Source organism: Micromonospora sp. NPDC048868 (assembly GCF_043198195.1).
GTDB classification, from domain to species: Bacteria; Actinomycetota; Actinomycetes; order Mycobacteriales; family Micromonosporaceae; genus Micromonospora; species Micromonospora reichwaldensis.
In genome coordinates, this window is sequence record NZ_JBICUN010000007.1 from 252053 (window position 1) to 274107 (window position 22055).

The 22055-nt window shown below is 73.8% G+C and carries 20 protein-coding genes; 11 read left to right on the forward strand and 9 right to left on the reverse strand.

The features are described from left to right. The first annotated feature begins 30 nt into the window (after positions 1–30). From ACGFNF_RS14290 to ACGFNF_RS14300, 3 genes are all read left to right on the forward strand, one after another. Positions 31–3765 carry a multifunctional oxoglutarate decarboxylase/oxoglutarate dehydrogenase thiamine pyrophosphate-binding subunit/dihydrolipoyllysine-residue succinyltransferase subunit gene (locus tag ACGFNF_RS14290; protein WP_393168085.1) on the forward strand — a complete coding sequence of 1245 codons (3735 nt, stop codon included), beginning with the start codon at positions 31–33 and terminating at the stop codon, positions 3763–3765. A gap of 137 nt (positions 3766–3902) precedes the next feature. Beyond that, positions 3903–4082, forward strand: coding sequence for a DUF6104 family protein (locus ACGFNF_RS14295; protein WP_151456601.1), 180 nt, complete (start codon positions 3903–3905; stop codon positions 4080–4082). 32 nt (positions 4083–4114) lie between these two features. Next, positions 4115–5161 carry a glycoside hydrolase family 6 protein gene (locus tag ACGFNF_RS14300; protein WP_393168087.1) on the forward strand — a complete coding sequence of 349 codons (1047 nt, stop codon included), beginning with the start codon at positions 4115–4117 and terminating at the stop codon, positions 5159–5161. Between the two features lie 89 nt (positions 5162–5250). Here the strand turns inward: ACGFNF_RS14300 and ACGFNF_RS14305 are convergent, their stop codons facing one another. Continuing rightward, positions 5251–7446: a bifunctional polysaccharide deacetylase/glycosyltransferase family 2 protein gene (locus tag ACGFNF_RS14305; RefSeq protein ID WP_393168089.1), complete on the reverse strand. Its 2196-nt coding sequence runs from the start codon at positions 7444–7446 to the stop codon at positions 5251–5253. Next, positions 7439–8236 carry a hypothetical protein gene (locus tag ACGFNF_RS14310; RefSeq protein WP_393168091.1) on the reverse strand — a complete coding sequence of 266 codons (798 nt, stop codon included), beginning with the start codon at positions 8234–8236 and terminating at the stop codon, positions 7439–7441. The genes ACGFNF_RS14305 and ACGFNF_RS14310 overlap by 8 nt, the downstream gene beginning before the upstream one ends. Positions 8237–8361: 125 nt before the next feature. Between ACGFNF_RS14310 and pta the strand changes: the two genes are divergently transcribed. Next, positions 8362–10434, forward strand: a complete 2073-nt coding sequence (gene pta, locus ACGFNF_RS14315; RefSeq protein ID WP_393168093.1) for a phosphate acetyltransferase — start codon at positions 8362–8364, stop codon at positions 10432–10434. Beyond that, positions 10431–11570: an acetate/propionate family kinase gene (locus ACGFNF_RS14320; protein WP_393168095.1), complete on the forward strand. Its 1140-nt coding sequence runs from the start codon at positions 10431–10433 to the stop codon at positions 11568–11570. The genes pta and ACGFNF_RS14320 overlap by 4 nt, the downstream gene beginning before the upstream one ends. A 25-nt stretch (positions 11571–11595) precedes the next feature. Here the strand turns inward: ACGFNF_RS14320 and ACGFNF_RS14325 are convergent, their stop codons facing one another. Continuing rightward, a complete protein-coding gene (locus ACGFNF_RS14325) occupies positions 11596–12114 on the reverse strand; it encodes a hypothetical protein (protein WP_393168097.1) in 519 nt (172 codons plus the stop codon). A gap of 230 nt (positions 12115–12344) precedes the next feature. Beyond that, positions 12345–12515, reverse strand: coding sequence for a hypothetical protein (locus ACGFNF_RS14330; protein WP_165947702.1), 171 nt, complete (start codon positions 12513–12515; stop codon positions 12345–12347). 158 nt (positions 12516–12673) lie between these two features. Here ACGFNF_RS14330 and ACGFNF_RS14335 point away from each other — a divergent pair, with 158 nt between their 5' ends. Further along, positions 12674–13564: an alpha/beta hydrolase family protein gene (locus tag ACGFNF_RS14335; protein WP_393168099.1), complete on the forward strand. Its 891-nt coding sequence runs from the start codon at positions 12674–12676 to the stop codon at positions 13562–13564. Positions 13565–14005: 441 nt separating this feature from the next. Next, a complete protein-coding gene (locus ACGFNF_RS14340) occupies positions 14006–15001 on the forward strand; it encodes an alpha/beta hydrolase family protein (RefSeq protein ID WP_393168101.1) in 996 nt (331 codons plus the stop codon). Between the two features lie 174 nt (positions 15002–15175). On the opposite strand, the gene ACGFNF_RS14345 is transcribed toward ACGFNF_RS14340, so the two are convergent. The 3 genes from ACGFNF_RS14345 to ACGFNF_RS14355 form a co-directional block, all read right to left on the reverse strand. Continuing rightward, positions 15176–16138, reverse strand: coding sequence for a zinc-binding dehydrogenase (locus tag ACGFNF_RS14345; RefSeq protein ID WP_393168103.1), 963 nt, complete (start codon positions 16136–16138; stop codon positions 15176–15178). A 95-nt stretch (positions 16139–16233) separates the two neighbouring features. Then, complete coding sequence (locus tag ACGFNF_RS14350; RefSeq protein WP_357580023.1) at positions 16234–17409, reverse strand: NADP-dependent malic enzyme; 1176 nt, start codon at positions 17407–17409, stop codon at positions 16234–16236. Positions 17410–17549: 140 nt separating this feature from the next. Continuing rightward, positions 17550–17900, reverse strand: a complete 351-nt coding sequence (locus ACGFNF_RS14355; protein WP_151457052.1) for a S24 family peptidase — start codon at positions 17898–17900, stop codon at positions 17550–17552. A gap of 86 nt (positions 17901–17986) precedes the next feature. On the opposite strand from ACGFNF_RS14355, the gene sodN reads away from it, so the two are divergent. Next, positions 17987–18391: a superoxide dismutase, Ni gene (gene sodN / locus ACGFNF_RS14360; protein WP_088998581.1), complete on the forward strand. Its 405-nt coding sequence runs from the start codon at positions 17987–17989 to the stop codon at positions 18389–18391. Positions 18392–18590: 199 nt separating this feature from the next. Then, positions 18591–18998, forward strand: coding sequence for an ATP-binding protein (locus tag ACGFNF_RS14365; protein WP_132231108.1), 408 nt, complete (start codon positions 18591–18593; stop codon positions 18996–18998). A gap of 40 nt (positions 18999–19038) precedes the next feature. On the opposite strand, the gene ACGFNF_RS14370 is transcribed toward ACGFNF_RS14365, so the two are convergent. Beyond that, positions 19039–19428 carry a hypothetical protein gene (locus ACGFNF_RS14370; RefSeq protein ID WP_311413043.1) on the reverse strand — a complete coding sequence of 130 codons (390 nt, stop codon included), beginning with the start codon at positions 19426–19428 and terminating at the stop codon, positions 19039–19041. Positions 19429–19471: 43 nt separating this feature from the next. Here ACGFNF_RS14370 and ACGFNF_RS14375 point away from each other — a divergent pair, with 43 nt between their 5' ends. Next, on the forward strand, positions 19472–20422 hold the full coding sequence (locus ACGFNF_RS14375; RefSeq protein ID WP_357580022.1) for a diacylglycerol kinase family protein: 951 nt from the start codon (positions 19472–19474) through the stop codon (positions 20420–20422). A gap of 450 nt (positions 20423–20872) precedes the next feature. After that, positions 20873–21130, forward strand: coding sequence for a WhiB family transcriptional regulator (locus ACGFNF_RS14380; RefSeq protein ID WP_007072794.1), 258 nt, complete (start codon positions 20873–20875; stop codon positions 21128–21130). A gap of 88 nt (positions 21131–21218) precedes the next feature. Here the strand turns inward: ACGFNF_RS14380 and ACGFNF_RS14385 are convergent, their stop codons facing one another. After that, a complete protein-coding gene (locus tag ACGFNF_RS14385) occupies positions 21219–22025 on the reverse strand; it encodes a sirohydrochlorin chelatase (RefSeq protein ID WP_393168107.1) in 807 nt (268 codons plus the stop codon). Between the last annotated feature and the right edge of the window lie 30 nt (positions 22026–22055).

A 22055-nucleotide genomic window follows, 5' to 3' on the forward strand; every position in this document is an offset into this window, starting at 1 on the left:
AAACCCGCGTGAAAGAGGCGATTACCGGCCGTGTCGACCCAGCAGACTTCGCAGGAGAACCCACTGGCGGGTTTCGGTCCGAACGAGTGGATCGTCGAGGAGATGTACCAGCGCTACCTCGCCGACCCCACCAGCGTCGATTCGGCCTGGCACGACTTCTTCGCGGACTACCGCCCGGCGCCCGGCGCCGGGAAGCCGCGCGGAACTGAGCAGGCCCCGAAGCCGGCCGCCAAGCCGGAGCCCGCCGGCCAGCAGGAGGCGGCCACCGCGGTCGCGCAGCCGGCGGAGAAGAAGCCCGAGGCCAAGCCGGAGACCAAGCCGGATAAGCCTGCCGCCAAGGCCGCCCCGGCCAAGCCGGAGCCCGCGAAGGCGGCCCCCGCCAAGCCCGCGGCAACCAAGCCGACCGCCACCGGCCCGCAGACCACCCCGCTGCGCGGCGTGGCCGCGAAGATCGTCCAGAACATGGACGCCTCGCTGGCCGTGCCGACCGCCACCAGCGTGCGCGCCGTCCCGGCCAAGCTGCTGGTCGACAACCGCATCGTGATCAACAACCACCTCACCCGTGGGCGCGGTGGCAAGGTCAGCTTCACCCACCTCATCGGCTACGCGATGGTCCGGGCCCTGGTCGCCCACCCGGAGATGAACAACTCCTTCGCCGAGGTCGACGGCAAGCCGGTCATGGTCCGGCCGGAGCACGTCAACCTGGGCATCGCGATCGACCTGGCCAAGCCGGACGGCAGCCGCAACCTGGTGGTCCCCTCCATCAAGGCGTGCGAGCAGATGGACTTCCGGCAGTTCTGGCAGGCGTACGAGGACGTGGTCCGGCGCGCCCGCCGCAACGAGCTGACCATGGACGACTACTCCGGCACCACGATCTCGCTGACCAACCCCGGCGGCATCGGCACCGTGCACTCGATGCCGCGCCTCATGCAGGGGCAGAGCGCCATCATCGGCGTCGGCGCGATGGAGTACCCGGCCCCCTACCAGGGCATGTCCGAGGCCACCCTGGCCGAGCTGGCCGTCAGCAAGGTCATCACCCTCACCAGCACGTACGACCACCGGATCATCCAGGGCGCCCAGTCCGGCGAGTTCCTGAAGGTCATGCACGAGCTGCTGCTCGGTGAGCACAACTTCTACGACCAGATCTTCACCTCGCTGCGCATCCCGTACGAGCCGGTGCGCTGGATGCGCGACGTCGCGGTCAACAACGAGGGCCAGATCAACAAGACCGCCCGGGTGCACGAGCTGATCCACGCGTACCGCGTGCGCGGCCACCTGATGGCCGACACCGACCCGCTCGAGTTCAAGATCCGCAAGCACCCCGACCTGGACGTGCTCCAGCACGGGCTGACCCTCTGGGACCTCGACCGCGAGTTCCCGGTCAACGGCTTCGCCGGCAAGCAGCGGATGAAGCTGCGCGCCGTCCTCGGCGTGCTGCGCGACTCGTACTGCCGGCGCGTCGGCATCGAGTACATGCACATCCAGGACCCGGAGGAGCGGCGCTGGATCCAGGAACGGATCGAGCGCAAGTACGAGAAGCCGTCGGTCGACGAGCAGAAGCACGTGCTCAACCGGCTCAACGCCGCCGAGGCGTTCGAGACCTTCCTCCAGACCAAGTACGTCGGGCAGAAGCGCTTCTCGCTGGAGGGCGGCGAGTCGCTGATCCCGCTGCTCGGCGAGGTGCTGGAGGCCTCCGCCGAGGGCGGGCTGGACGAGGTCGTCATCGGCATGGCCCACCGTGGCCGGCTGAACGTGCTGGCCAACATCGTCGGCAAGCCGTACGAGAAGATCTTCTCGGAGTTCGAGGGGCACCTGGACCCGCGCTCCACCCAGGGCTCCGGCGACGTGAAGTACCACCTGGGCCAGAACGGCAAGTTCACCACGCCCGACGGCGACCACGCGGTCAAGGTCTCGGTGGTGGCGAACCCGTCGCACCTGGAGGCCGTCGACCCGGTGCTGGAAGGCATCGTCCGGGCCAAGCAGGACCGGATAGACCTGAAGCTGGAGGGCTACACCGTGCTGCCGCTGGCGGTGCACGGTGACGCCGCCTTCGCCGGCCAGGGCGTGGTCGCCGAGACCCTCAACCTCTCGCAGCTGCGCGGCTACCGCACGGGCGGCACCGTCCACGTGGTGGTCAACAACCAGGTCGGCTTCACCACCGCCCCGGAGTACAGCCGCTCCAGCCTCTACAGCACGGACGTCGCCCGGATGATCCAGGCGCCGATCTTCCACGTCAACGGCGACGACCCCGAGGCCGTGGTCCGGGTCGCCCGGCTGGCCTTCGAGTACCGGCAGGAGTTCAACAAGGACGTCGTCATCGACATGGTCTGCTACCGGCGGCGCGGGCACAACGAGGGCGACGACCCGTCGATGTCCAACCCGCAGATGTACAAGATCATCGACTCGAAGCGGTCCGTCCGGAAGCTCTACACCGAGGAGCTGATCGGGCGCGGCGACATCACCGTGGAGGACGCGGAGGAGCTGCTGCGCGACTACCAGTCGCAGCTGGAGCGGGTCTTCAAGGCCACCCGCGACGCCGCCACCACGCCGCGGCAGCTCAGCCGCCCCAAGCGGGAGGACGAGCCGGAGCCGCAGGTGGAGACCGCCACCGACGCGGCCGTCGTAAAGGCCGTCGGCGAGGCGCACGTCAACCTGCCGGAGGGCTTCACCCCGCACAAGCGGATCCAGCAGCTGCTCGACCGGCGGGCCAAGATGTCCGTCGAGGGCAACATCGACTGGGGCTTCGGCGAGATCATCGCGTTCGGCTCGCTGCTGCACGACGGGGTCACCGTCCGGCTCGCCGGTCAGGACTCCCGCCGGGGCACCTTCGTCCAGCGGCACGCCTCCGTGGTCGACGCCCAGACCGGCGACGACTACCTGCCGTTGCAGTCGCTGACCGGCGACGGCGAGCGGTCCCGGTTCTTCGTGCACGACTCCCTGCTCAGCGAGTACGCGGCGATGGGCTTCGAGTACGGCTACTCGGTGGAGAACATCAACGCGCTGGTCGCCTGGGAGGCGCAGTTCGGCGACTTCGTCAACGGCGCCCAGTCGGTGATCGACGAGTTCATCTCCTCCGGCGAGGTGAAGTGGGGCCAGCGCTCCGCCGTCACCCTGCTGCTGCCGCACGGCCACGAGGGCCAGGGCCCGGACCACACCTCCGGCCGCCCGGAGCGGTTCCTCCAGATGTGCGCCGAGGACAACATGCGGGTGTCGATCCCGACCACCCCGGCGAACTACTTCCACCTGCTGCGCCGCCAGGCGCTGTCGCCGAAGCGCAAGCCGCTTGTGGTGTTCACGCCGAAGTCGCTGCTGCGGCACAAGCTCTGCGTCTCCCCGGTCGAGGACTTCACCACCGGCACCTTCCAGCCGGTGCTGCCCGACTCGGGCTCTCCGGCGCCGGAGCAGGTGAAGCGGGTGCTGCTCTGCTCGGGCAAGGTCTACTACGACCTGTTCCAGGCCCGCGCCGAGCGGGGCGTCACCGACACCGCGATCATCCGGATCGAGCAGCTCTACCCGATGCCGGTCGAGGAGATCCGGGCCGCCCTCGCGGCGTACCCGAACGCGGAGGACTTCGCCTGGGTGCAGGAGGAGCCGGCCAACCAGGGCGCCTGGTCGTTCGTCGCGCTCAACCTGCTGGAGCACCTGTCGGACGTACGGCTGCGCCGGATCTCCCGCCCGGCCGCCGCCGCGCCCGCCGTCGGCTCCGCCAAGATGCACGAGGTGGAGCAGCAGGCGCTGATCGAGGCGGCCCTGCCCCGCCCGTGACCTGACAGCACCGCCGACCGGGGCAGGGACCGTCACGACGACGGCTCTGCCCCGGTCGGCGTCCCGGCTCCCGCCGCCGGCAGGCCCCGGCGGCCCCACGGCCCACCCAGCACAGCGACGAAGAGGGAACCGACAGCATGTACTTCACCGACCGTGGAATCGAGGAGCTCGTCGAGCGCCGGGGCGGCGAACAGGTCAGCATGGAGTGGCTCGGCGAGCGCCTACGCGACTTCGTGGACCTGAACCCCGAGTTCGAGACCCCGATCGAGCGCTTCGCCACCTGGCTCGCCCGCCTGGACGACGAGGACGAGGACTGAGCCGGACCACCCCGGAGGAACGGACGTCCCCGGTGCCGCCACCGAACCGCTCCCGCCACTCACCCGTACGCCGGTCGGCCCTGGCTGCGGGCGCCGCTGTGGCGCTGCTGCTCTCGGGCTGCGGCGCGGAACCCCGACGCCGCCCCGGGCCGGTGCCGGGGAGCGCCGCCGGGTCCCCGGCGGCGGCCCCGCCCCCGGTCTTCCACGTCGCCCCGGGGAATCCGGCGGCGGCGGAGGCGGACCGGCGGGAGGCGCTGGGCCGGACCGCCGACGCGGCGGCGCTGCGCCGGATCGGCGCGCGGCCCAGCGCGAAGTGGCTGACCGGCGGGCCGGCGGTCCGCGACGAGGTCGACGCGTTCCTGGGGCAGGCGGCGCTCGCCGGCCAGACGCCGGTGCTGGTCGTGCACAACATCCCGGACCGCGACTGCGCCCGCCAGGGCACCGGCGGGGCCAGCGGCCCGGCGGAGTACCAGCGCTGGATCCGCGACCTCGCGGCGGGCGTCGGAGGCCGGCCGGTCACCGTGGTCCTCGAACCGGGGGCGGTGCCGGACGCCGTACGGGGCTGCGTCCGCGACCCCGACGGACGGCTCACGCTGCTGCGGGACGCCGTCACCGTGCTCCGCAGCACCGGCAGCGCCCGGGTCTACGTGGACGCGGGGCACCCCGGCTGGATTTCCGACGTCGCCGCGCTCACGGCGGCGCTCGACCGGGCGGGGGTCGGCGAGGCCGACGGCTTCGCGCTCAACGTGGCCAACTTCTTCGGCACCGCGCAGAACGTCCGCTACGGCCACCGCATCTCCGACGCCCTCGGCGGCGGCACCCGCTTCGTCGTCGACACCAGCCGCAACGGCAACGGCCCCCACGCGGGTGCCACGGTGGACGGCGCGCCCAGCTGGTGCAATCCGCCGGGACGGGCGCTCGGTCAGGAGCCGACGGCCGATCCCGGCCTGCCCCGGGTGGACGCGCTGCTCTGGGTCAAGTACCCGGGCGAGTCCGACGGCGCCTGCCGCCCCGGGGAGCCGGACAGCGGCGTCTGGTGGCCCGAGTACGCCCTCGGCCTGGCCCGGCGCGCCGGCTGACCCGACCGACCTGGGCGGGTCGGCCGGCCAGCCCCGCCGGCCGGCCGCTCAGCCCCGCCAAGCCGGTCGGCCCAGCCGGCGGGCCCCGGTCAGGCCGTGCCGCCCCGTTCGGCCGGCGCCAGGCCGGTGCGCCGCAGCTTCTGCCAGCCCAGCCGGCCGCCGGTCAACGCGGTGACCACCGACTGGAGCATCACCAGGTACATCAGTTGCCGGTAGACGAACTGCTGGAGCGGCAGCACCCACAGCACGCCCAGCTTCTCCCGGTCCAGCCGGAACGCCACGACGGCGGTGAGCGTCTGCAACCCGAGCATGGCCAGCCAGGCCACGGCCGTGGCGGTGCGGTCCAGGAAGAACAACCCGTACAGGGCCAGCAGGTCGATCACCGGCGCCAACAGGGGCAGCAGCACCCCGAAGAGGCTGAGGAAGGCCAGGCAGCGGCGGGTGAACCGGCCGGACGCGCCCCGGTCGAGCAGGGACCGCCGGTGCTTCCACATCGCCTGCATGGTGCCGTAGCTCCACCGGTAGCGCTGCTTCCACAGCTGCCCCATCGTCGCCGGCGCCTCGGTCCAGGCGCGCGCCGTCTCCTCGTACACCACCTTCCAGCCGGCCCGGCCCAGCGCCATGGTGATGTCGGTGTCCTCGGCCAGGGTGTCGTCGGTCATCCCGCCGGCGTACACCAGCGCCTGCCGCCGGAAGCCGCCGATCGCCCCCGGCACCGTCGACATGCAGCGCATCGACTCGTAGAGGCGACGGTCGAGGTTGAAGCCGATCACGTACTCGATGTGCTGCCACTTGGCGATCAGGCTGTCCCGGTTGCCCACCTTGACGTTGCCGGCCACCGCGCCGACCTGCGGGTCGGCGAACGGCTGCACCAGCCGCCGGACGGCGTCCGGTTCGAGGACGGTGTCGCCGTCGACCATCACGATCAGGTCGTGCCGGGCCAGCGCGACGCCGGTGTTCAACGCGCTCGGCTTGCCGCCGTTGGGCTTGCGGACCACCCGGACGTTCGGCAGGCCGAGCCCTTCGGCGATGTCGGCGGTGCCGTCGGTGGAGCCGTCGTCGACGACGACGACCTCGATCCCCCCGGGATGGTCGCCGGTGGCCAGCGACCGGACCGCCGCGGCGATCCCCTCCTTCTCGTTGTACGCCGGGACGATCACCGACACCGGGTCCGTGACCGGCGGCCCCCAGGTCCAGTCGCGGGCCCGCCGCCGCCGGGCGTGCCGGCCGGCGAGCAGGAAGAGCAGCGCGGTACGCCCGACCGTGAGCACCCCGACGGCGACGAAGATCAGCCCGAAGCCGCTCATCGTCCGGTCCGCGCCCCGCACCGCCCAGACCAGCACCCGCCCCCGCCACCGCTCCCCGGCGGAGGCGGTCGGATTGCCGGTCACCTCGTGCCGCACCCCCGCGTCGGCCAACGCCTGGTTCAGCCCGCCGGTGACGGTGGCGAACTGGTACCCGCGCGCCTTCATCAACGGGATGAACCGGTCCAGCGCCTCGACGGTCTGCGAGCGGTCGCCGCCGGCGTCGTGCCACAGCGTGATCGCACCCGCGTACCCGGACGGCGTGACGTTCTCGACGATCCGCTCGACGCCCGGCAGCGCCCAGTCCCGGCTGTCGGTGTCGTTGAGCACCGTCAGGTAGCCCAGGTCGCCGGCCTCGGTGACCAGCGGCCAGTCCCGGTCGTTCAGCGCGTCGGCGTGCGACGAGTACGGGAACCGCACCAGCGAACTGCGGATCCCCGCCGCGCCGGCGACCGCGAGCTGGGTCTGGGCGTACTCCATGCGGCGCCGCCAGCCCGGCATGGTGGTCAGGTCGGGATGGGTGAAGGTGTGCACCCCGATCTCGTGCCCGGCCGCCGACATCTCCCGCACCAGCTCGGGATGCCGGGCGACCTGCGCCCCCAGCACGAAGAAGGTGGCGCTGACCTGGTGGGCGTCCAGCACCCGGAGCACCTCGCGGGTCCAGTTCGGATCCGGGCCGTCGTCGAAGGTCAGCGAGACGGTGCGGGGCGGCAGCCGGTAGGAACGGGTCCGCTCGTCCCCGGCGCTGATGATCGGTCCGCCGTTCACCACCTCGTCGGGCACCCGGTCCTGGCCGGCGCCGGTCGGCTGGCGCTCGGGCACGAAGGCGGCGTCCGCGTACGCCCCGACGAAGAGCACGCCGGCCAGGACGACGAGCAGCATGCCGAGCACGGTCCAACTGGGCGGCGGCGCGACCCGCCGGACCCGGCCGTGGCGGCGGGCGGTCGTCCGGGGCCGGCGCGGACGGAAGCGGTCAGGCATCGTCGTCCGGTTCCACGGGAACGGGCGGCAGCGGCAGGTCGACGTCCGGGGACGGTTCCACGGGTGGCGGCTCGGAGGCCGGCGGAGCGGGTGGGGTGGTGGTCGCGGGTGGCGGTGAGACCGGCGGCGGAGTGGTGCGGCCGGGGGCGGGTGGCGTGCTGGCGGGTGCCTGCGCCGGGGGCGGGGACGAGCGGGGCGCCGACGGGGTGACCGGGCCCGGGGTCGGCCGGTCACCGGGCACGACCGGCGCGGGCCGGGCGACGGTCGGCTCAGGGGTGGCGGGCGTGCTGGCGGGTGCCGGAGGCGGGCTCCAGGGTCGTCGGGTGGACTCGACGAAGGGCAGGACGTTCTCCGGGCTCACCGGTCCCCCGGCGAAGCTCGCCCCGACCAGGACGGTGTACGCCACGCCGACCGACCCGAGGGCGTACGCGAGCCGCTGCCAGCGCCGCCGGCGTCGCCCGCTCGGGTCGACGAAGACCGGCGCGAGCGGGGGCGCGACGGCGTGGACGGCGGTCGGGGCGTCGGCCGCCGACCTGACCGCCGGAATGTCCACCGCCGGAGCGTCCACCGCCGACCCGACCACCGGAGCGTCCACCGCCGGAGCGTTCGCCGCCGACCCGACCGTTGGAGCGTCCACCGCCGACAGCGGCGCCGTCGGTGCCTCGACCGGTGCCTGGGCGACCGTCGGGGCGTCGGCACCAGCCGGCACGACGGCTGGCCCGACAGCCGTCGCCTGGACGACGGTCGGGCTGTCAATGGCCGCCTGAGCTGCGGCGGAACGGTCGGGCATGGGTAGCGAGTCTAGGAACGTCGGCGTCGGTACCGGCCACCCCGCCGACGGAGTGAGACGAGGATCCTGCCTGCTCAGGGGTTTGGATCTCGGCGGGCACCTGCACGATCTTGTAGCGTGGGGGCGTGGCCCGGAGCGTGTACGTGACCAGCGTGGGTTCGGGCGGCGGGAAGTCGACAATCGCCCTCGGCCTGGCCGAGTTGTTGTCCCGGCAGGTCGAGCGGATCGGCGCGTTCCGGCCGCTGGTCCGGGGGCACGGCCCCGACCCGATCCTCGCCCTGCTCAATGACCGCTACCGGATCGAGCTGCCGCTGGCCGACCTGAGCGGCACCAGCTACGCCGAGGCGACCGCGCTGGTCGCCGACGGGCGGCGGGAGCAGCTCATCGCCGGCATCGTCGAGCGCTACCGGGAGGTCGAGCGGCGCTGCCCCGCCGTGGTCGTGGTCGGCAGCGACTTCGCCGACGGCGGCGACGGGGCCGGCCCCCGCGAGCTGGCCTTCAACGCCCGGCTGGCCACCGAGTTCGGCAGCGTGGTGGTGCCCGTCGTCGACGGCTTCGGGCAGGAGCCGGCGGCGATCGCGGCCGCCGCGCGCGGGGCGTACCACGATCTGGAGGACCTGGGGGCGACGGTGCTGGCGGTGATCGCCAACCGGGTCCCCGGCCCGATGACGCTGCCCGAGCTGCCCGTGCCCACGTACGCCATCCCGGAGGTGCCGACCGTGTCGGCGCCGACGGTGGCCGAGGTGGCGGCGGCGCTCGGCGCGACCCTGCTCGCCGGGGACGACGACGCGCTCAGCCGCGACGTGCTCGACTACGTGGTCGGCGCGGCGCACGTGCCGACGCTGCTGGACCACCTGACCGACGGCGCTCTGGTGATCACCCCCGGCGACCGGGCCGACCTGCTGGTGGCGGCGAGCGCCGCGCACGTGGCCGGGCAGGTCTCCGTCTCGGGGCTGGTGCTGACCCTCGGCGAGCAGCCCGACCCGCGCGCGATGCGGCTGGTCGAGGGCCTCAACACCGGGCTCGCGGTGCTCTCCGTGCCCAGCGACAGCTACGACACCGTGGCCGCCTCCAGCCGGATCGAGGGGCGCCCCAGCGCGGCCAACCCGCGCAAGGTGGAGGCCGCGCTCGGCGCGTTCGAACGCTGCGTGGACACCGACGACCTGGCCCGCCGGCTGCGGGTCAGCCGCTCCGAGCGGGTCACCCCGCTGATGTTCGAGTACGACCTGATCGACCGCGCCCGGGCCCGGCGCCGGCACCTCGTGCTGCCCGAGGGGGCGGAGGAACGGATCCTGCGGGCCACGGAGATCCTGCTGCGCCGGGGCGTCGCCGACATCACCCTGCTCGGCCGCCCCGACGACGTCACCCGGCGCACCCGCGAGCTGGGCATCGACATCACCGGCGCCCAGGTGGTCGACCCCGTCACCAGCGAGTGGCGCGACGAGTTCGCCACCACGTACGCCGAGCTTCGCGCGCACCGCGGCATGACCGCCGACCTGGCCCACGACGTCGTCGCCCAGCCGAACTACTTCGGCACGCTGATGGTCCAGACGGGGCACGCCGACGGGATGGTCTCCGGCGCGACGCACACCACCGCCGCCACCATCCGTCCCGCGTTCGAGATCATCCGGAACGTGCCGGGCGTCTCGGTGGCCTCCAGCGTCTTCTTCATGCTGCTCGCCGACCGGGTGCTGGTCTACGGCGACTGCGCCGTCAACCCCGACCCGGACGCCGCCCAGCTCGCCGACATCGCCATCTCCTCGGCCGACACCGCCGCCCGGTTCGGCATCGAGCCCCGGATCGCGATGCTCTCCTACTCCACCGGCAGCTCCGGGTCGGGCGCCGACGTGGAGAAGGTCGCGGCGGCCACCAAGCTGGTCCGCGAGCGCCGGCCCGACCTGCTCGTCGAGGGGCCCATCCAGTACGACGCGGCCATCGACCCGGCCGTGGCGGCGACGAAGCTGCCCGGCAGCGACGTCGCCGGCCGGGCCACGGTCTTCATCTTCCCGGACCTCAACACCGGCAACAACACGTACAAGGCGGTGCAGCGCTCCGCCGGGGCGGTGGCCGTCGGGCCGGTGATGCAGGGCCTGCGCCGGCCGGTCAACGACCTGTCCCGGGGCGCCACCGTGCCGGACATCGTCAACACCGTGGCGATCACCGCCATCCAGGCCGCGGCCACCGAGGAGTCGTCATGACCACGCCGGATCCGTCCCCCTCTCGGGTGCTGGTGCTCAACTGCGGGTCGTCGTCGGTGAAGTACCGGCTCTTCGACGGCGACCGGGTGGTCGACAAGGGCACCGTGGAACGGGTCGGCGAGGCCGGCGGCGGTCCGGCCGACCACGAGACGGCCGTCCGGGGCATCCTCGACGGACTGGACCTGACCGGGCTGGCCGCCGTCGGGCACCGGGTGGTGCACGGCGGGAAGCGGTTCGGCGAGCCGGTGCTGATCGACGACGAGGTGCTGACCGCGATCCGCGACCTGGTCCCGCTCGCGCCGCTGCACAACCCCGCCAACCTGGCCGGCATCGAGGTCGCCCGGGCGGCGCTGCCGGACGTGCCGCAGGTCGCCGTCTTCGACACCGCGTTCCACACCACCCTGCCCGAGGCCGCCGCGACCTACGCGATCGAGCGGGACACCGCCGAGCGGTACGGCATCCGGCGCTACGGGTTCCACGGCACCTCGCACGCGTATGTGTCGCGGCGCACCGCCGAGCTGCTCGGCCGCCCGTACGCCGAGGTGAACACGATCACCCTGCACCTCGGCAACGGCGCGAGCGCCTGCGCGGTGGCCGGCGGCCGGAGCGTGGCGACCTCGATGGGGATGTCCCCGCTGGAGGGCCTGGTGATGGGCACCCGCAGCGGCGACCTGGACCCGACCGTGATCTTCCACCTGCGCCGCGAGGGCGGGCTCTCCGTCGACGAGATCGACGACCTGCTCAACCACCGCAGCGGCCTGCTCGGGCTGACCGGCGCCAACGACATGCGCGAGGTGCTCGCCCGCCGGGCGGACGGCGACCCGGCCGCGGCGCTCGCCTTCGACGTCTACTGCCGGCGGATCACCGGCTACGTGGGGGCGTACTACGCGCTGCTCGGCCGGGTGGACGCCGTCACCTTCACCGCCGGCGTCGGCGAGCACGCCGCGCCGGTGCGCGCCGCCGCCCTGGCCGGCCTGGAGCGCCTCGGCATCGCGGTGGACCCCGAGCGCAACGCAGGCTCCGGCGACCGGGTCGTCTCGCCGGAGGGCACCGAGGTGACCGTCTGCGTCGTCGGCACCGACGAGGAACGCGAGATCGCCCTCCAGACCCGCGCCGTCATCGAGACCGCCGGCTGACCGTCCGGGCCGGCACCACGCCGGCTCAGCGGCGCGCCTTTCCTCGTCGTCTGGCGGCCCGGGTGCGCCGGACGCGGTCGCGCCCCCGGCCCCGCCGGGGTGGTGCGGGGGCGGGCCGGTCGAGCATCCCCGTCGGAACGAGGGCCGCGAAGAGGAAACCCCCGCCCAACGCCGCACCCAGCAGCCCGAACGGGATGCCGCCCCAGGAGTTGAGGAAGAAGACCGAGTCGTCGGTGTTGCCGTTGGCGGCCACGAACTCCGCCGGCCGCTCCGGATCGACCCAGAGCATCATCTCCTCCGGAGGCTCCTCGGTACAGCCGCCGGCCGAGCCACAGAGGATGCGCTCGTTGTGCTGGACACCGCCGTACTCGTACCAGACCTGGACGGTGTCGGTGCCGCCGCCGCGTCCGACGGTGTCGCGGCGGTCGCTCACGGTCGCCTGTACCGGGACACCGTCCGCCCGCAGCCGCTCCGCTTTGGCGTGCAGGTGCCACTTGTACGCCCCGATGGCCACCGCGTACGTCAGGCCCGCGAGCACCAGCACCAGGCCGAGGGCGGCGCTGCCCCGGTGGATGCCGCGAAGACCGGAGCGGAGCCTCCGCCACCGCCCCGGAACGCGCCCCAGACCCGCCGCCGACTCCGGGCTTCCCCTCGGCGGCTCCCCCGCAGCCGGTTCAGAGCTTCCCGTCGGCGGCTCCCCCGCGCCCGGCTCCGGGCTTCCCGTCGGCGGCTCCCCCGCGCCCGGCTGCGGGCCTTCTGGCGGCTCCACGCCGCTCAGCCCAGCGCGAGCCAGGCGAGGAGGGCGACCAGCACGACCGCGACCGCCGCCGCGCCGACGAGCAGCGGCGTCCGGGACGCGCCGGCCGGGGCCTCGGGCTCGGCGGTGTGGGCGTAGGCGCGGAACGCCTCGGTGTTGCCGCTCGGGTCTGTGCGGTTCTCAGGCATGGCGGTGACCCTAGCCAAGCCGGTTGCGCGCCGCCGTCCCCGGCGCGCGTCCCGGGGCCAGGTCCAGCCGGCCGGTGGAGACGATCCGCCCGGGTGGTGAGGGCGTCCGGTCCGGACGGCGGGACCGCTGCGGGCCGCCGGGCACCTACCGTGAATCCGTGGGGACAAAGCGGCTGGTCGCCGTACTGATGACGACGTTGCTGGCCGGTTGCGCCCCGGCGGGAGCCGCCGCGCCCGGCACACCGCCGCCGGCCCGCCTGGCGCCCGCGGCCGCCTACACCGTCGGCGTACGCACGTTCACCGTCGACCCGGCCTCGGCGCGCCCCTTGCCGGTGACCGTCTGGTACCCGACGGAGGGCGACGCGGTGGCCGCCGGGCGCTTCCCCGTGGTGGTCTACAGCCACGGGCTGCACAGCCTGCCCGAGCTGCACGCCGGCCTGACCGCGCGCTGGGCCGCCGCCGGGTTCGTGGTCGCCGCCCCGGCCTACCCGCACACCCGGCGCGGCGCGGCCCGGTTCAGCCGTGCCGACGTACGCCACCAGCCGGCCGACGGCTGGCGGCTGATCCGGCACCTGACGCGGCTCGACACCCGGGCCGCAGACCCGCTCGCCGGGCACCTCGACGTCACCCGGGTCGCCGCCGCCGGCCACTCGGCGGGCGGCTTCACCACGGCCGGCATGTTCACCTCCGGCCGCTCGGGGCGGCTGCGCGCCGGCATCGTGATCGCCGGCGGCGGAACGGCCGGCAGCTTCGCCGGTCCGGCAGCCCCGCTGCTCTTCGTGCACGGTACGGCGGACAAGATCGTGCCGGTGACGGTCGGCCGCGCCGCGTACCAGCGCACGACCGGCCCCACCGCCTTCCTGAGCCTGCTCGGGCAGGGCCACGGCGAGTACCTGAACCCGGGGCGGCCCGGCTTCGACCAGGTCCTGGCCACCACGACGGACTTCCTCCGCTGGACGCTCTACGGCGACCCGGCCGCCGGCCACCGCCTGCCCGGTGACGCCCGCCGCCCCGGCGTGACGCTCTACGAGACCCGCCCCGCCCGCTGACCCTCCCGAGCAGACCCACGGAGCCAGGAGTCGCGACCCGGCGCGGGGCCATCTCCCAGTCGAGCCCGGCCCATGCCGCCGCCCAGAGCAGGCCGAACGCCACCCGAAAACCCGGCCGGCACCGCCCGGAGCCCGGCCGGTGCCGCTCCGAGCAGGCCGATGGAACTACTCATCAGGAGAGCGGGCTGGTGCGCCAACCAATGGTGATCAGGACGCCATGGACCCTGAAACCACCGGATAACGTCCATGGCGTCCTGATCACCGGGCACCGCCCGCAGCCCGGACACCGCGCAACCCGGACACCACCACCAGCCCGGGTGCCGGCAGCAGCCCGGGCGCCGCAGGAGTGGTCAGGGGTGGCAGTGGGCGCGGGCAGGGTATGGGGGCGTACTGCGGCGGTCTGCGGCGGAGCGGGACGCGCCGCGAGGCACAATCGTTCCCATGCCGCGTCGTGTCGCCCCCGCCCTGCTCGCCTCCGCACTGCTCACCGCCGGTCTGGTCGGCTGCTCCGACGATGCCGGGCCGGCCCCGCAGGCGGCAGGCTCCCAGGCGGCTCCGCAGGTGACGGCCTCGGCGCCGCCCGCACAGGCGGCCGGCCCCACCCCGCAGGTGCCCGCCGGCACCGCACCCGAGAAGGCCTTCGCCGTCGGCGTACGGCAGCTGAAGCTGAACCGCGACGGGAAGCGCCCGCTGCCGGTGACCGTCTGGTATCCGGCGGCCGGAAAGCCCGGCGGGCAGCCGGAGCGGTCGGCGGACGCCGCCACGGGGAAGTTCCCCGTGGTGATGTTCAGCCACGGCTTGAGCGCCCGGCCGGCCGACTACGAGACGCTGCTCACCCGCTGGACGGCGGCCGGGTTCGTGGTGGCCGCGCCGACCTTCCCGCACACCGCCCGGGGTGGCGACGGCAACGTGCTCGACGTGCTCAACCAGCCGGCCGACGTGTCGTACGTGCTGACCCAGGTGCTCGCCCTCGACGGCAAGGCCGGCGACCCGCTGCGCGGCCGGCTGGCCACGGACCGGGTGGCGGCGGCCGGGCACTCGGCCGGCGGGGTGACCACCATCGGCCTGTTCACCGCCGGCCGGGACGAACGGCTGGACGCCGGGGTCGTCTTCGCCGGCACGGCGCTCGGCGTCGGCACCGCCTTCGCGGGCGTCGCCGCCCCGCAGCTCTTCGTGCACGGCGAGGCCGACGAGGTGGTCGAGTACGCCGCCGGCAAGGCCGCCTACGACCGGGTGCCCTGGCCGAAGGCGATGCTGAGCCTGCCGAAGGGCGACCACGGCCGGGCGCTGCTCAGCGACGGCGCCTCGCTGCGGGTGGTCTCGGACACCACGGTCGAGTTCCTGCGCTGGTCGCTCTACGGCGACCAGGCCGCCAAGGGCCGCATCCCCACCGACGCCGCCCGCGACGACGTCGCCACCCTCGACAACCGCCTCTGACCGACGGTGGCCTCCCGACAGGGAGGCCATCCGGCGCCCGCTCGTCGCGGGCCCCCCGGCGACACCGGCGGTGGCGTCCTGACCGGGGAGGCCACCCGGAGCCCGCCCGTCGCGGCTCCCGGCGACACCGACGACGGCCTCCCCGACCAGGGAGGCCCACGGCGATGGCGGGACTCAGGCGGTGTGGTCGACGACGACCTTGCCGAAGACGTCGCCGGAGTGCAGGCGGGCGAAGGCGTCGGCGACCTCGCTGAACGGGAGCACGGAGTCCACCACCGGGCGCACGCCGCGCTCGGCGCAGAACGCGAGCAGGGCGGCCAGCTCGTCGGGGGTGCCCATCGAGGTGCCGAGGATCTCCAGTTGCATGGCGAAGACCCGGCGCAGGTTGACCTTCGGCTCGTGTCCCGAGGTGGCGCCGGAGACCACGATCCGGGCCATCGGCGCGGCGGACTTCAGCGAGTGGTCGAAGGTGGCCGCGCCGACCGTCTCGACGACCACGTCGACCCGCTCCGGCAGCCGGGCGCCGGGCTCGACGGCGGTGGCGCCCAGCTCGGCGATCCGTTCCCGCTTGGCGGCGTCGCGGCTGGTCGCGTACACCCGCTTGCCCATCGCGGCGGCGAGCGCGACGGCCGCGGTGGCCACGCCCCCGCCGGCGCCCTGGACCAGCACGGCGTCGGCGTCGCCGACCCGGCCCACGGTGGTCAGCATCCGCCAGGCGGTCAGCCAGGCCGTCGGCAGGCAGGCCGCGTCCGCGGCCGCCAGGCCCGCCGGCAGGGCCAGCAGGTTCGACCGGGGTACGGCGACCCGCTCGGCCAGCGTGCCGGGGAAGTGCTCCGAGAGGATGGAGACGCCACGCGGGTCGCCCGGGGTGGGGATCACCGGGTAGACGACGACCTCGTTGCCGTCCGGGTCCACCCCGACGGCGTCGCAGCCGAGGATCATGGGCAGTTGCTCGGCGCGCAGCCCCACCCCGCGCAGGGACCAGAGGTCGTGGTGGTTGAGGGAGCTGGCCCGCACCTGCACGGTCACCCAGTCGTCGGCCGGGTGGGTCGGCTCGGGCTGCTCGCCGACGGTGAGCGCGGCGAGCGGGTTGGCGTCGTCGAAGCGGGAGACGAAGGCGGCACGCATGATCGGCACGGTAACAAGCCGAGCCCCCGGCAAGAAGGGCACCGACGCAAGGAAGGGCCCCTTCCTATCGCCTGGGCGATAAGAAGGGGCCCTTCCTCACACGTTCAGCGGGTGACGCCGTCGCGGCGGGCGGCCTCGGCGACCGCCTCGGCCACCGCGGGGGCGACCCGGGGGTCGAGCGGGGACGGGACGATCGCCTCGGCGGTGAGCGACTCGGCCACCACGCCGGCGATCGCGTCGGCGGCGGCGACCTTCATGCCCTCGGTGATCCGGGTGGCCTTGGCGTCCAGCGCGCCCCGGAACACACCCGGGAAGGCCAGCACGTTGTTGATCTGGTTGGGGTAGTCGCTGCGGCCGGTGGCGACGACCGCCACGTGCCGGGCGGCCACCTCCGGGTGCACCTCGGGCGTCGGGTTGGCCAGGGCGAAGACGATGCCGCCGGGGGCCATGCCGGCGACCGCCGCCTCGGGGATCTGCCCGCCCGACACGCCGATCAGCACGTCCGCGTCGCGCAGCGCCTCGGTGATGTCGCCCTCGCGACCGTCGGCGTTGGTGGCCGCCGCCAGCTCGGCCTTGGTGCCGGTCAGTTCGGGCCGGTGCCGGCCGATGATCCCCTTGGAGTCGCAGACCACCACCTGGTCGGGGTTCACGCCGCCGGCGATCAGCATCTTCGTCACCGCGACCCCCGCCGCGCCGGCGCCGCTGACCGTCACGCGCAGGTCGCCGAGCTTTCGGTCGAGCAGCCTGGCGGCGTTGCGCAGAGCGGCGAGCACGACGATCGCGGTGCCGTGCTGGTCGTCGTGGAAGACCGGGATGTCCAGGGCCTCGTCGAGCCGGCGCTCCACCTCGAAGCAGCGCGGGGCGCTGATGTCCTCCAGGTTGATCCCGCCGAACGACGGGGCCAGCGCCCGCACCACCGCCACGATCTCGTCGACGTCCTGGGTGTCCAGGCAGACCGGCACCGCGTCGACGCCGCCGAACTGCTTGAACAGCACCGCCTTGCCCTCCATCACCGGCAGCGAGGCGCGCGGGCCGATGTTGCCGAGCCCGAGTACGGCCGAGCCGTCGGTGACGACCGCGACGGTGTGCGCCGCCCAGGTGTAGTCGTCGGCGAGCGTCGGGTCGGCGGCGATCGCCTCGCAGACCCGGGCCACACCCGGGGTGTACGCGAGGGAGAGGTCCTCGCGGCTGGTCAGCGGGACGGTCGAGGCGACGGCCATCTTGCCGCCCCGGTGCAGCCGGAAGACGGGATCAGCGGGGTCCACGGTGGACGATGACATGGTGACTCCAGGATCTGTCGAGCAGACGGGGCGGCCGGCGCGGACGCGAGGTGAGGCGCCGAGCGGCAGCACGCGGTGCGGGGGTCACCCGGGCACGTCTGGAGCATAGTGTCGCCACCGTCACACCGGTGTGAGCGGGGTCATATCCGCTGTGGGCGCACCCGCGCGGGCCGGGGCCAGTAGCGGGCCACCACGCGGCCCCGCACGTCGGCCACCCCGTACGCCCGGGAGTCGTCGGTGACCAGGTCGTTGTCGCCGCGCAGCCACCACCCGCCGTCCTGGGCGCGGATCGCGCGCTTGACCACGAGCAGGTCGGGGCGGCTGCGGAAGACCGCGACCACGACATCACCGGGGCGGACCGCCCGGCCGCCGGGACGGACCAGCACCGCGTCGCCGTGCCGCAGCGTGGGCGACATGGACGGACCGGTCACCAGTACGGCGGTCAGCGGCCACCGCAGCCGGGGGGCCACCGTCGGGTGATCGGTCCCCATTGGTTTCCCCTCCACCCGGCCTCCCCGGAGCGCGTCCAGGAGTAATGTCGTCTTGGATCATCGCAAACTTCCCATGGAGGATCCTGATGCGACTTCCGCGCATCCTTACGCCCCGCGTGACCGCCAGCGCCCACTGCGACCTGCCCTGCGGCGTCTACGACCCGGCCCAGGCCCGGATCGAGGCCGAGTCGGTGAAGGCGATCTGCGAGAAGTACCAGGCCAACACCGACCCCGAGTTCCGCACCCGCGCCATCCTGATCAAGGAGCAGCGCGCCGACCTGGTGAAGCACCACCTGTGGGTGCTGTGGACCGACTACTTCAAGCCGGCCCACTTCGAGAAGTACCCGCACCTGCACCAGCTGTTCAACGAGGCCACCAAGCTGGCCGGCGCCGCCGGCGCGAAGGGCGGCACCGACCCGTCCAAGGCCGACGAGCTGCTCCAGAAGATCGACGAGATCTCCAAGATCTTCTGGGAGACCAAGCAGGCGTGACCCTCACCGGTCCGCCGACGATCCGGCCGGCACGTCCCGAGGACGTGCCGGCCGTCGTCGCCCTGGCGCAGGAGCTGGCGCAGGAGTGGGTTCCCCACCAGCTCAGCGGGGCCGCCCCGACCGCTTCCGCGGCAGACGTGGCGGTCCCCACACGTTCAAGCGACCGAGCGGGTAGAGTCCCCGACCGGGGGGATGAGTGGTGACTCAACTGACCGGGCAGCCGACGACCGACGACGACGTCGTGCACCTCACCGTGCCCGCGGACGGGGGCTACCTCGGGGTGCTACGTACCGCCACCGCGGGGCTCGCGGCGCGGCTGCAGTTCGCCCTCGACGAGATCGAGGACCTGCGCATCGCCGTCGACGAGGCGTGCGCGATGCTGCTCGCCATCGCCACCCGCGACGCGGAGCTCGACTGCCGCTTCGCGGTCACGGACGACGCGCTCACCGTGGAGGTGACCGTGCCGACGGTCCGCGGCGCGACGCTCCCCGCCGAGTCGTCCTTCGCCTGGAAGGTGCTCACGGCGCTGACCACGGCGGCGGCCGCGACGGCCTCCGACGGCCGGGCCACCATCTCGCTGCTCACCCGCCGCGCCTCCGGCTACTGACCGGCCGCCCGCCCGGCGCCGGGCCGCGGGCCCGGCGGGGTCACTCGAAGCCGAGGGCCCGGGTGGTGGGGGTGCTCACCAGCAGAGCGGTCATCCCGAGGCCGAGCGCCATCAGCGGTACGCCGAGCCACCCCATCCCGCCCTGGACCATGAACCAGCCGATGGGCAGCAGCATCAACTGGAGCACGATCGCCGGGGCCCGGGCTCCCGCCTTCCGGCGTGCCAGCGCGCCGCCCAGCGCCCAGAGCGCCGCCGCCGCGCCGATGGCGAACGCGGTCACGAGCAACGCCGACGTGAGGTCGGTGGTCGTGGCGGTGAGATCGGCCCAGAGCAGCCACGCGGCGACCAGTCCCACGGCGACCGCCTCGGCCCGCAGCAGCCGGACCGCCCAGCTGAGGGTGGCGGGGATCGGGTCGGAGTCGATGGTCACGCGCGCCACGATACCCGTGGTGGCGCGCGGTACAGTGCCGCCCATGCGGGCCGTCCTGGTGGTCAATCCGAAGGCCACCACCACCAGCGAGCGCAGCCGGGACGTCCTGGTCCGGGCACTGCGCAGCGAAGTCGACCTCTCCGTGCGCTACACCCGGCGACGGGGGCACGCGACCGACCTGGCGCGCGAGGCGGCCGAGGAGGGCGTCGACGTCGTCGTCACGCTCGGTGGCGACGGCACGGTCAACGAGGTCGTGAACGGCCTGATGGCGGCGCAGCCGCCGACCATCCCCGCCAGCACCACGCCGGCCGAGCGGCTGCCCGCCCTGGCGACCGTGCCGGGGGGCTCGACAAACGTCTTCGCGCGGGCGCTGGGCCTGCCCCGGGACTGGCCGGACGGCACCAGCATGATCCTGGAGGGCCTGCGGCTGGGCCGCTACCGGACGATCGGGCTCGGCCGGGCCGACGACCGCTACTTCACCTTCTGCGCGGGCTTCGGCCTCGACGCGGCCGTCATCCACCGGGTGGAGCAGGCCCGCCGGCGGGGCCGGGTCTCGACGCCCGCGCTCTACTTCCGGTCCACCGCGGCCCAGTACTTCCTCAACTCCGACCGCCGCCATCCGGCGATCAGCCTGGAGCGCCCGGACGAGTTGCCGGAGGGCGAGCTGGCGACGGTCATCATCCAGAACACCGCGCCGTGGACGTACCTGGGCGACCGCGAGGTCAACCCGAACCCGGAGGCGTCGTTCGATCTGGGCCTGGACGTGCTCGCCCTGCGGCAGCTCCGGGTGGCCAGTACGACACGCACGGTGACGCAGTTCTTCTCCCGGACCCCTGATCCGCACGGCCGCCAGGTGCTGCGGCTGCACGACGTCGCGGAGTTCACCCTGGTCTCGGCCCGTCCGCAGGCGTTCCAGCTCGACGGCGACTACCTTGGCGAGCGGGAAAAAGTCAGATTCACATCCATTCCCGCCGCACTGAGAGTAATCTGCTAGGTCTCGGGTACTGCCCTAGGTCGACGCGGCCGCGACACCGGACCGATGCGACGGCCGCCACACCGAGGGGCTGTGCCGGAAATGTCAGCAATGTCACGCGGACTGTACTATATTGATCCTCGACAGTGGTACGCCGGGTAACCAGGAAGGCGCTGGAATCCGGACAAAGGGGTTGTGGGCTTGCTCACCGCCCGGAGTTTTTCCGAGCGTCACCCTTGACATCCCGGGCGTTCGTGAAAGTATTCACAAGCGAACTTGAGTTACCGGGACATTGTTTGGATAGGCTCGTCAGGTTGAGCTGTTCCAGCAGGTCCGCAGGGCCGACACAGCCTGCTCACGCACTGCCGAATAGGCGTACGCGAACCGTCACCATTCGGCGCTGCGGATGCATATAGGAAAAGCAACAGAAGCAATCTCTGCCACCCACCCAGAATGAGGAGTGTTGCCGCCATGGACTGGCGTCACCATGCTGTCTGCCGCGACGAGGACCCGGAACTGTTCTTCCCGATCGGGACGTCCGGGCCGGCTCTCCTGCAGGTCGAGCAGGCCAAGGCCGTCTGCCGGCGCTGCTCCGTGACCGACCAGTGCCTGCAGTGGGCGCTGGAGTCCGGTCAGGACGCTGGCGTCTGGGGCGGGATGAGCGAGGAGGAGCGGCGGGCTGTCAAGCGCCGCGGTGGCCTCCGGGTGCTGCGCGCTCACTCCGCCTGATCCCCACGCACCAGTCAGTACGCCCCGGCCGGGTACGCCCGCCGGGGCGTACTGCTGTCCGAGCCTGTGTTCGTGATCCGGCGTCCGATCATGGCCCGGCCGTGATCCCGGCCAACCGGCTCGCCGCGTCCACGCGCCGCAGGACCAGATCGGCCAGCTCCGGCGCGTCGGTCAGCGGGGCGGACACCGCCACCGCACCGGCGCCCCGCGCCGCCGTGGCGACGGCGTCGTGGAACAGGCCCGGAGCCAGGAAGTACGCCGACACCGCCACCCGCCCGGCACCCCGGGACCGCAGCCGCGCCACCGCCGCCGCGACGGCCGGCGGGGCCGCCGAGGCGTACGACACGCGGGTGGGCACACCGAGACCGGCACGCAGCGCGGCGGCCACCCGGCCCACCGACCCGCGCGCCCGGGCGTCCCTGGTGCCGGCCGCGGCCAACACCAGCCCGTCGAAGCGCCCCGCCCCCGCCTCACCCAACCGCCGGTGCAGGCCCGCCAGCAGACCGGCGTCCACCGCCCCGTCGGCCGGGCCGAGCACGTCGGTCACCCGTACCGCGATCGGTGCCCCCGACTCCCGGGCGGCCGCGACCGCCGCCGGGACGTCCACCCGCCGGTGGTACGCCGCGGTGAGCAGCAGCGGCACCAGCACGGCCCGGGGGTGCCCGGCGGCGGCCAGGTTCCGCAGCACGGTCGCCGGTCCCGGCTCGGTGTGGTCCAACCAGCTCGCCAGCACCGGCGTGCCCGGCCGGGCGGCCGACACGGCCCGGGCCAGCGCCCGGGTCGCCTCGGCGGCCCTCGGGTCCCGGCTGCCGTGGGCGACCAGGACCACCGGGTCGGCCGCCTCCGACAGCCCGGCCGGCTGCCACGGCCCGGGCGCCCCTGACGACCCGGCCACCTCCGACGGCCCGGGCGCCCCCCACGCGGG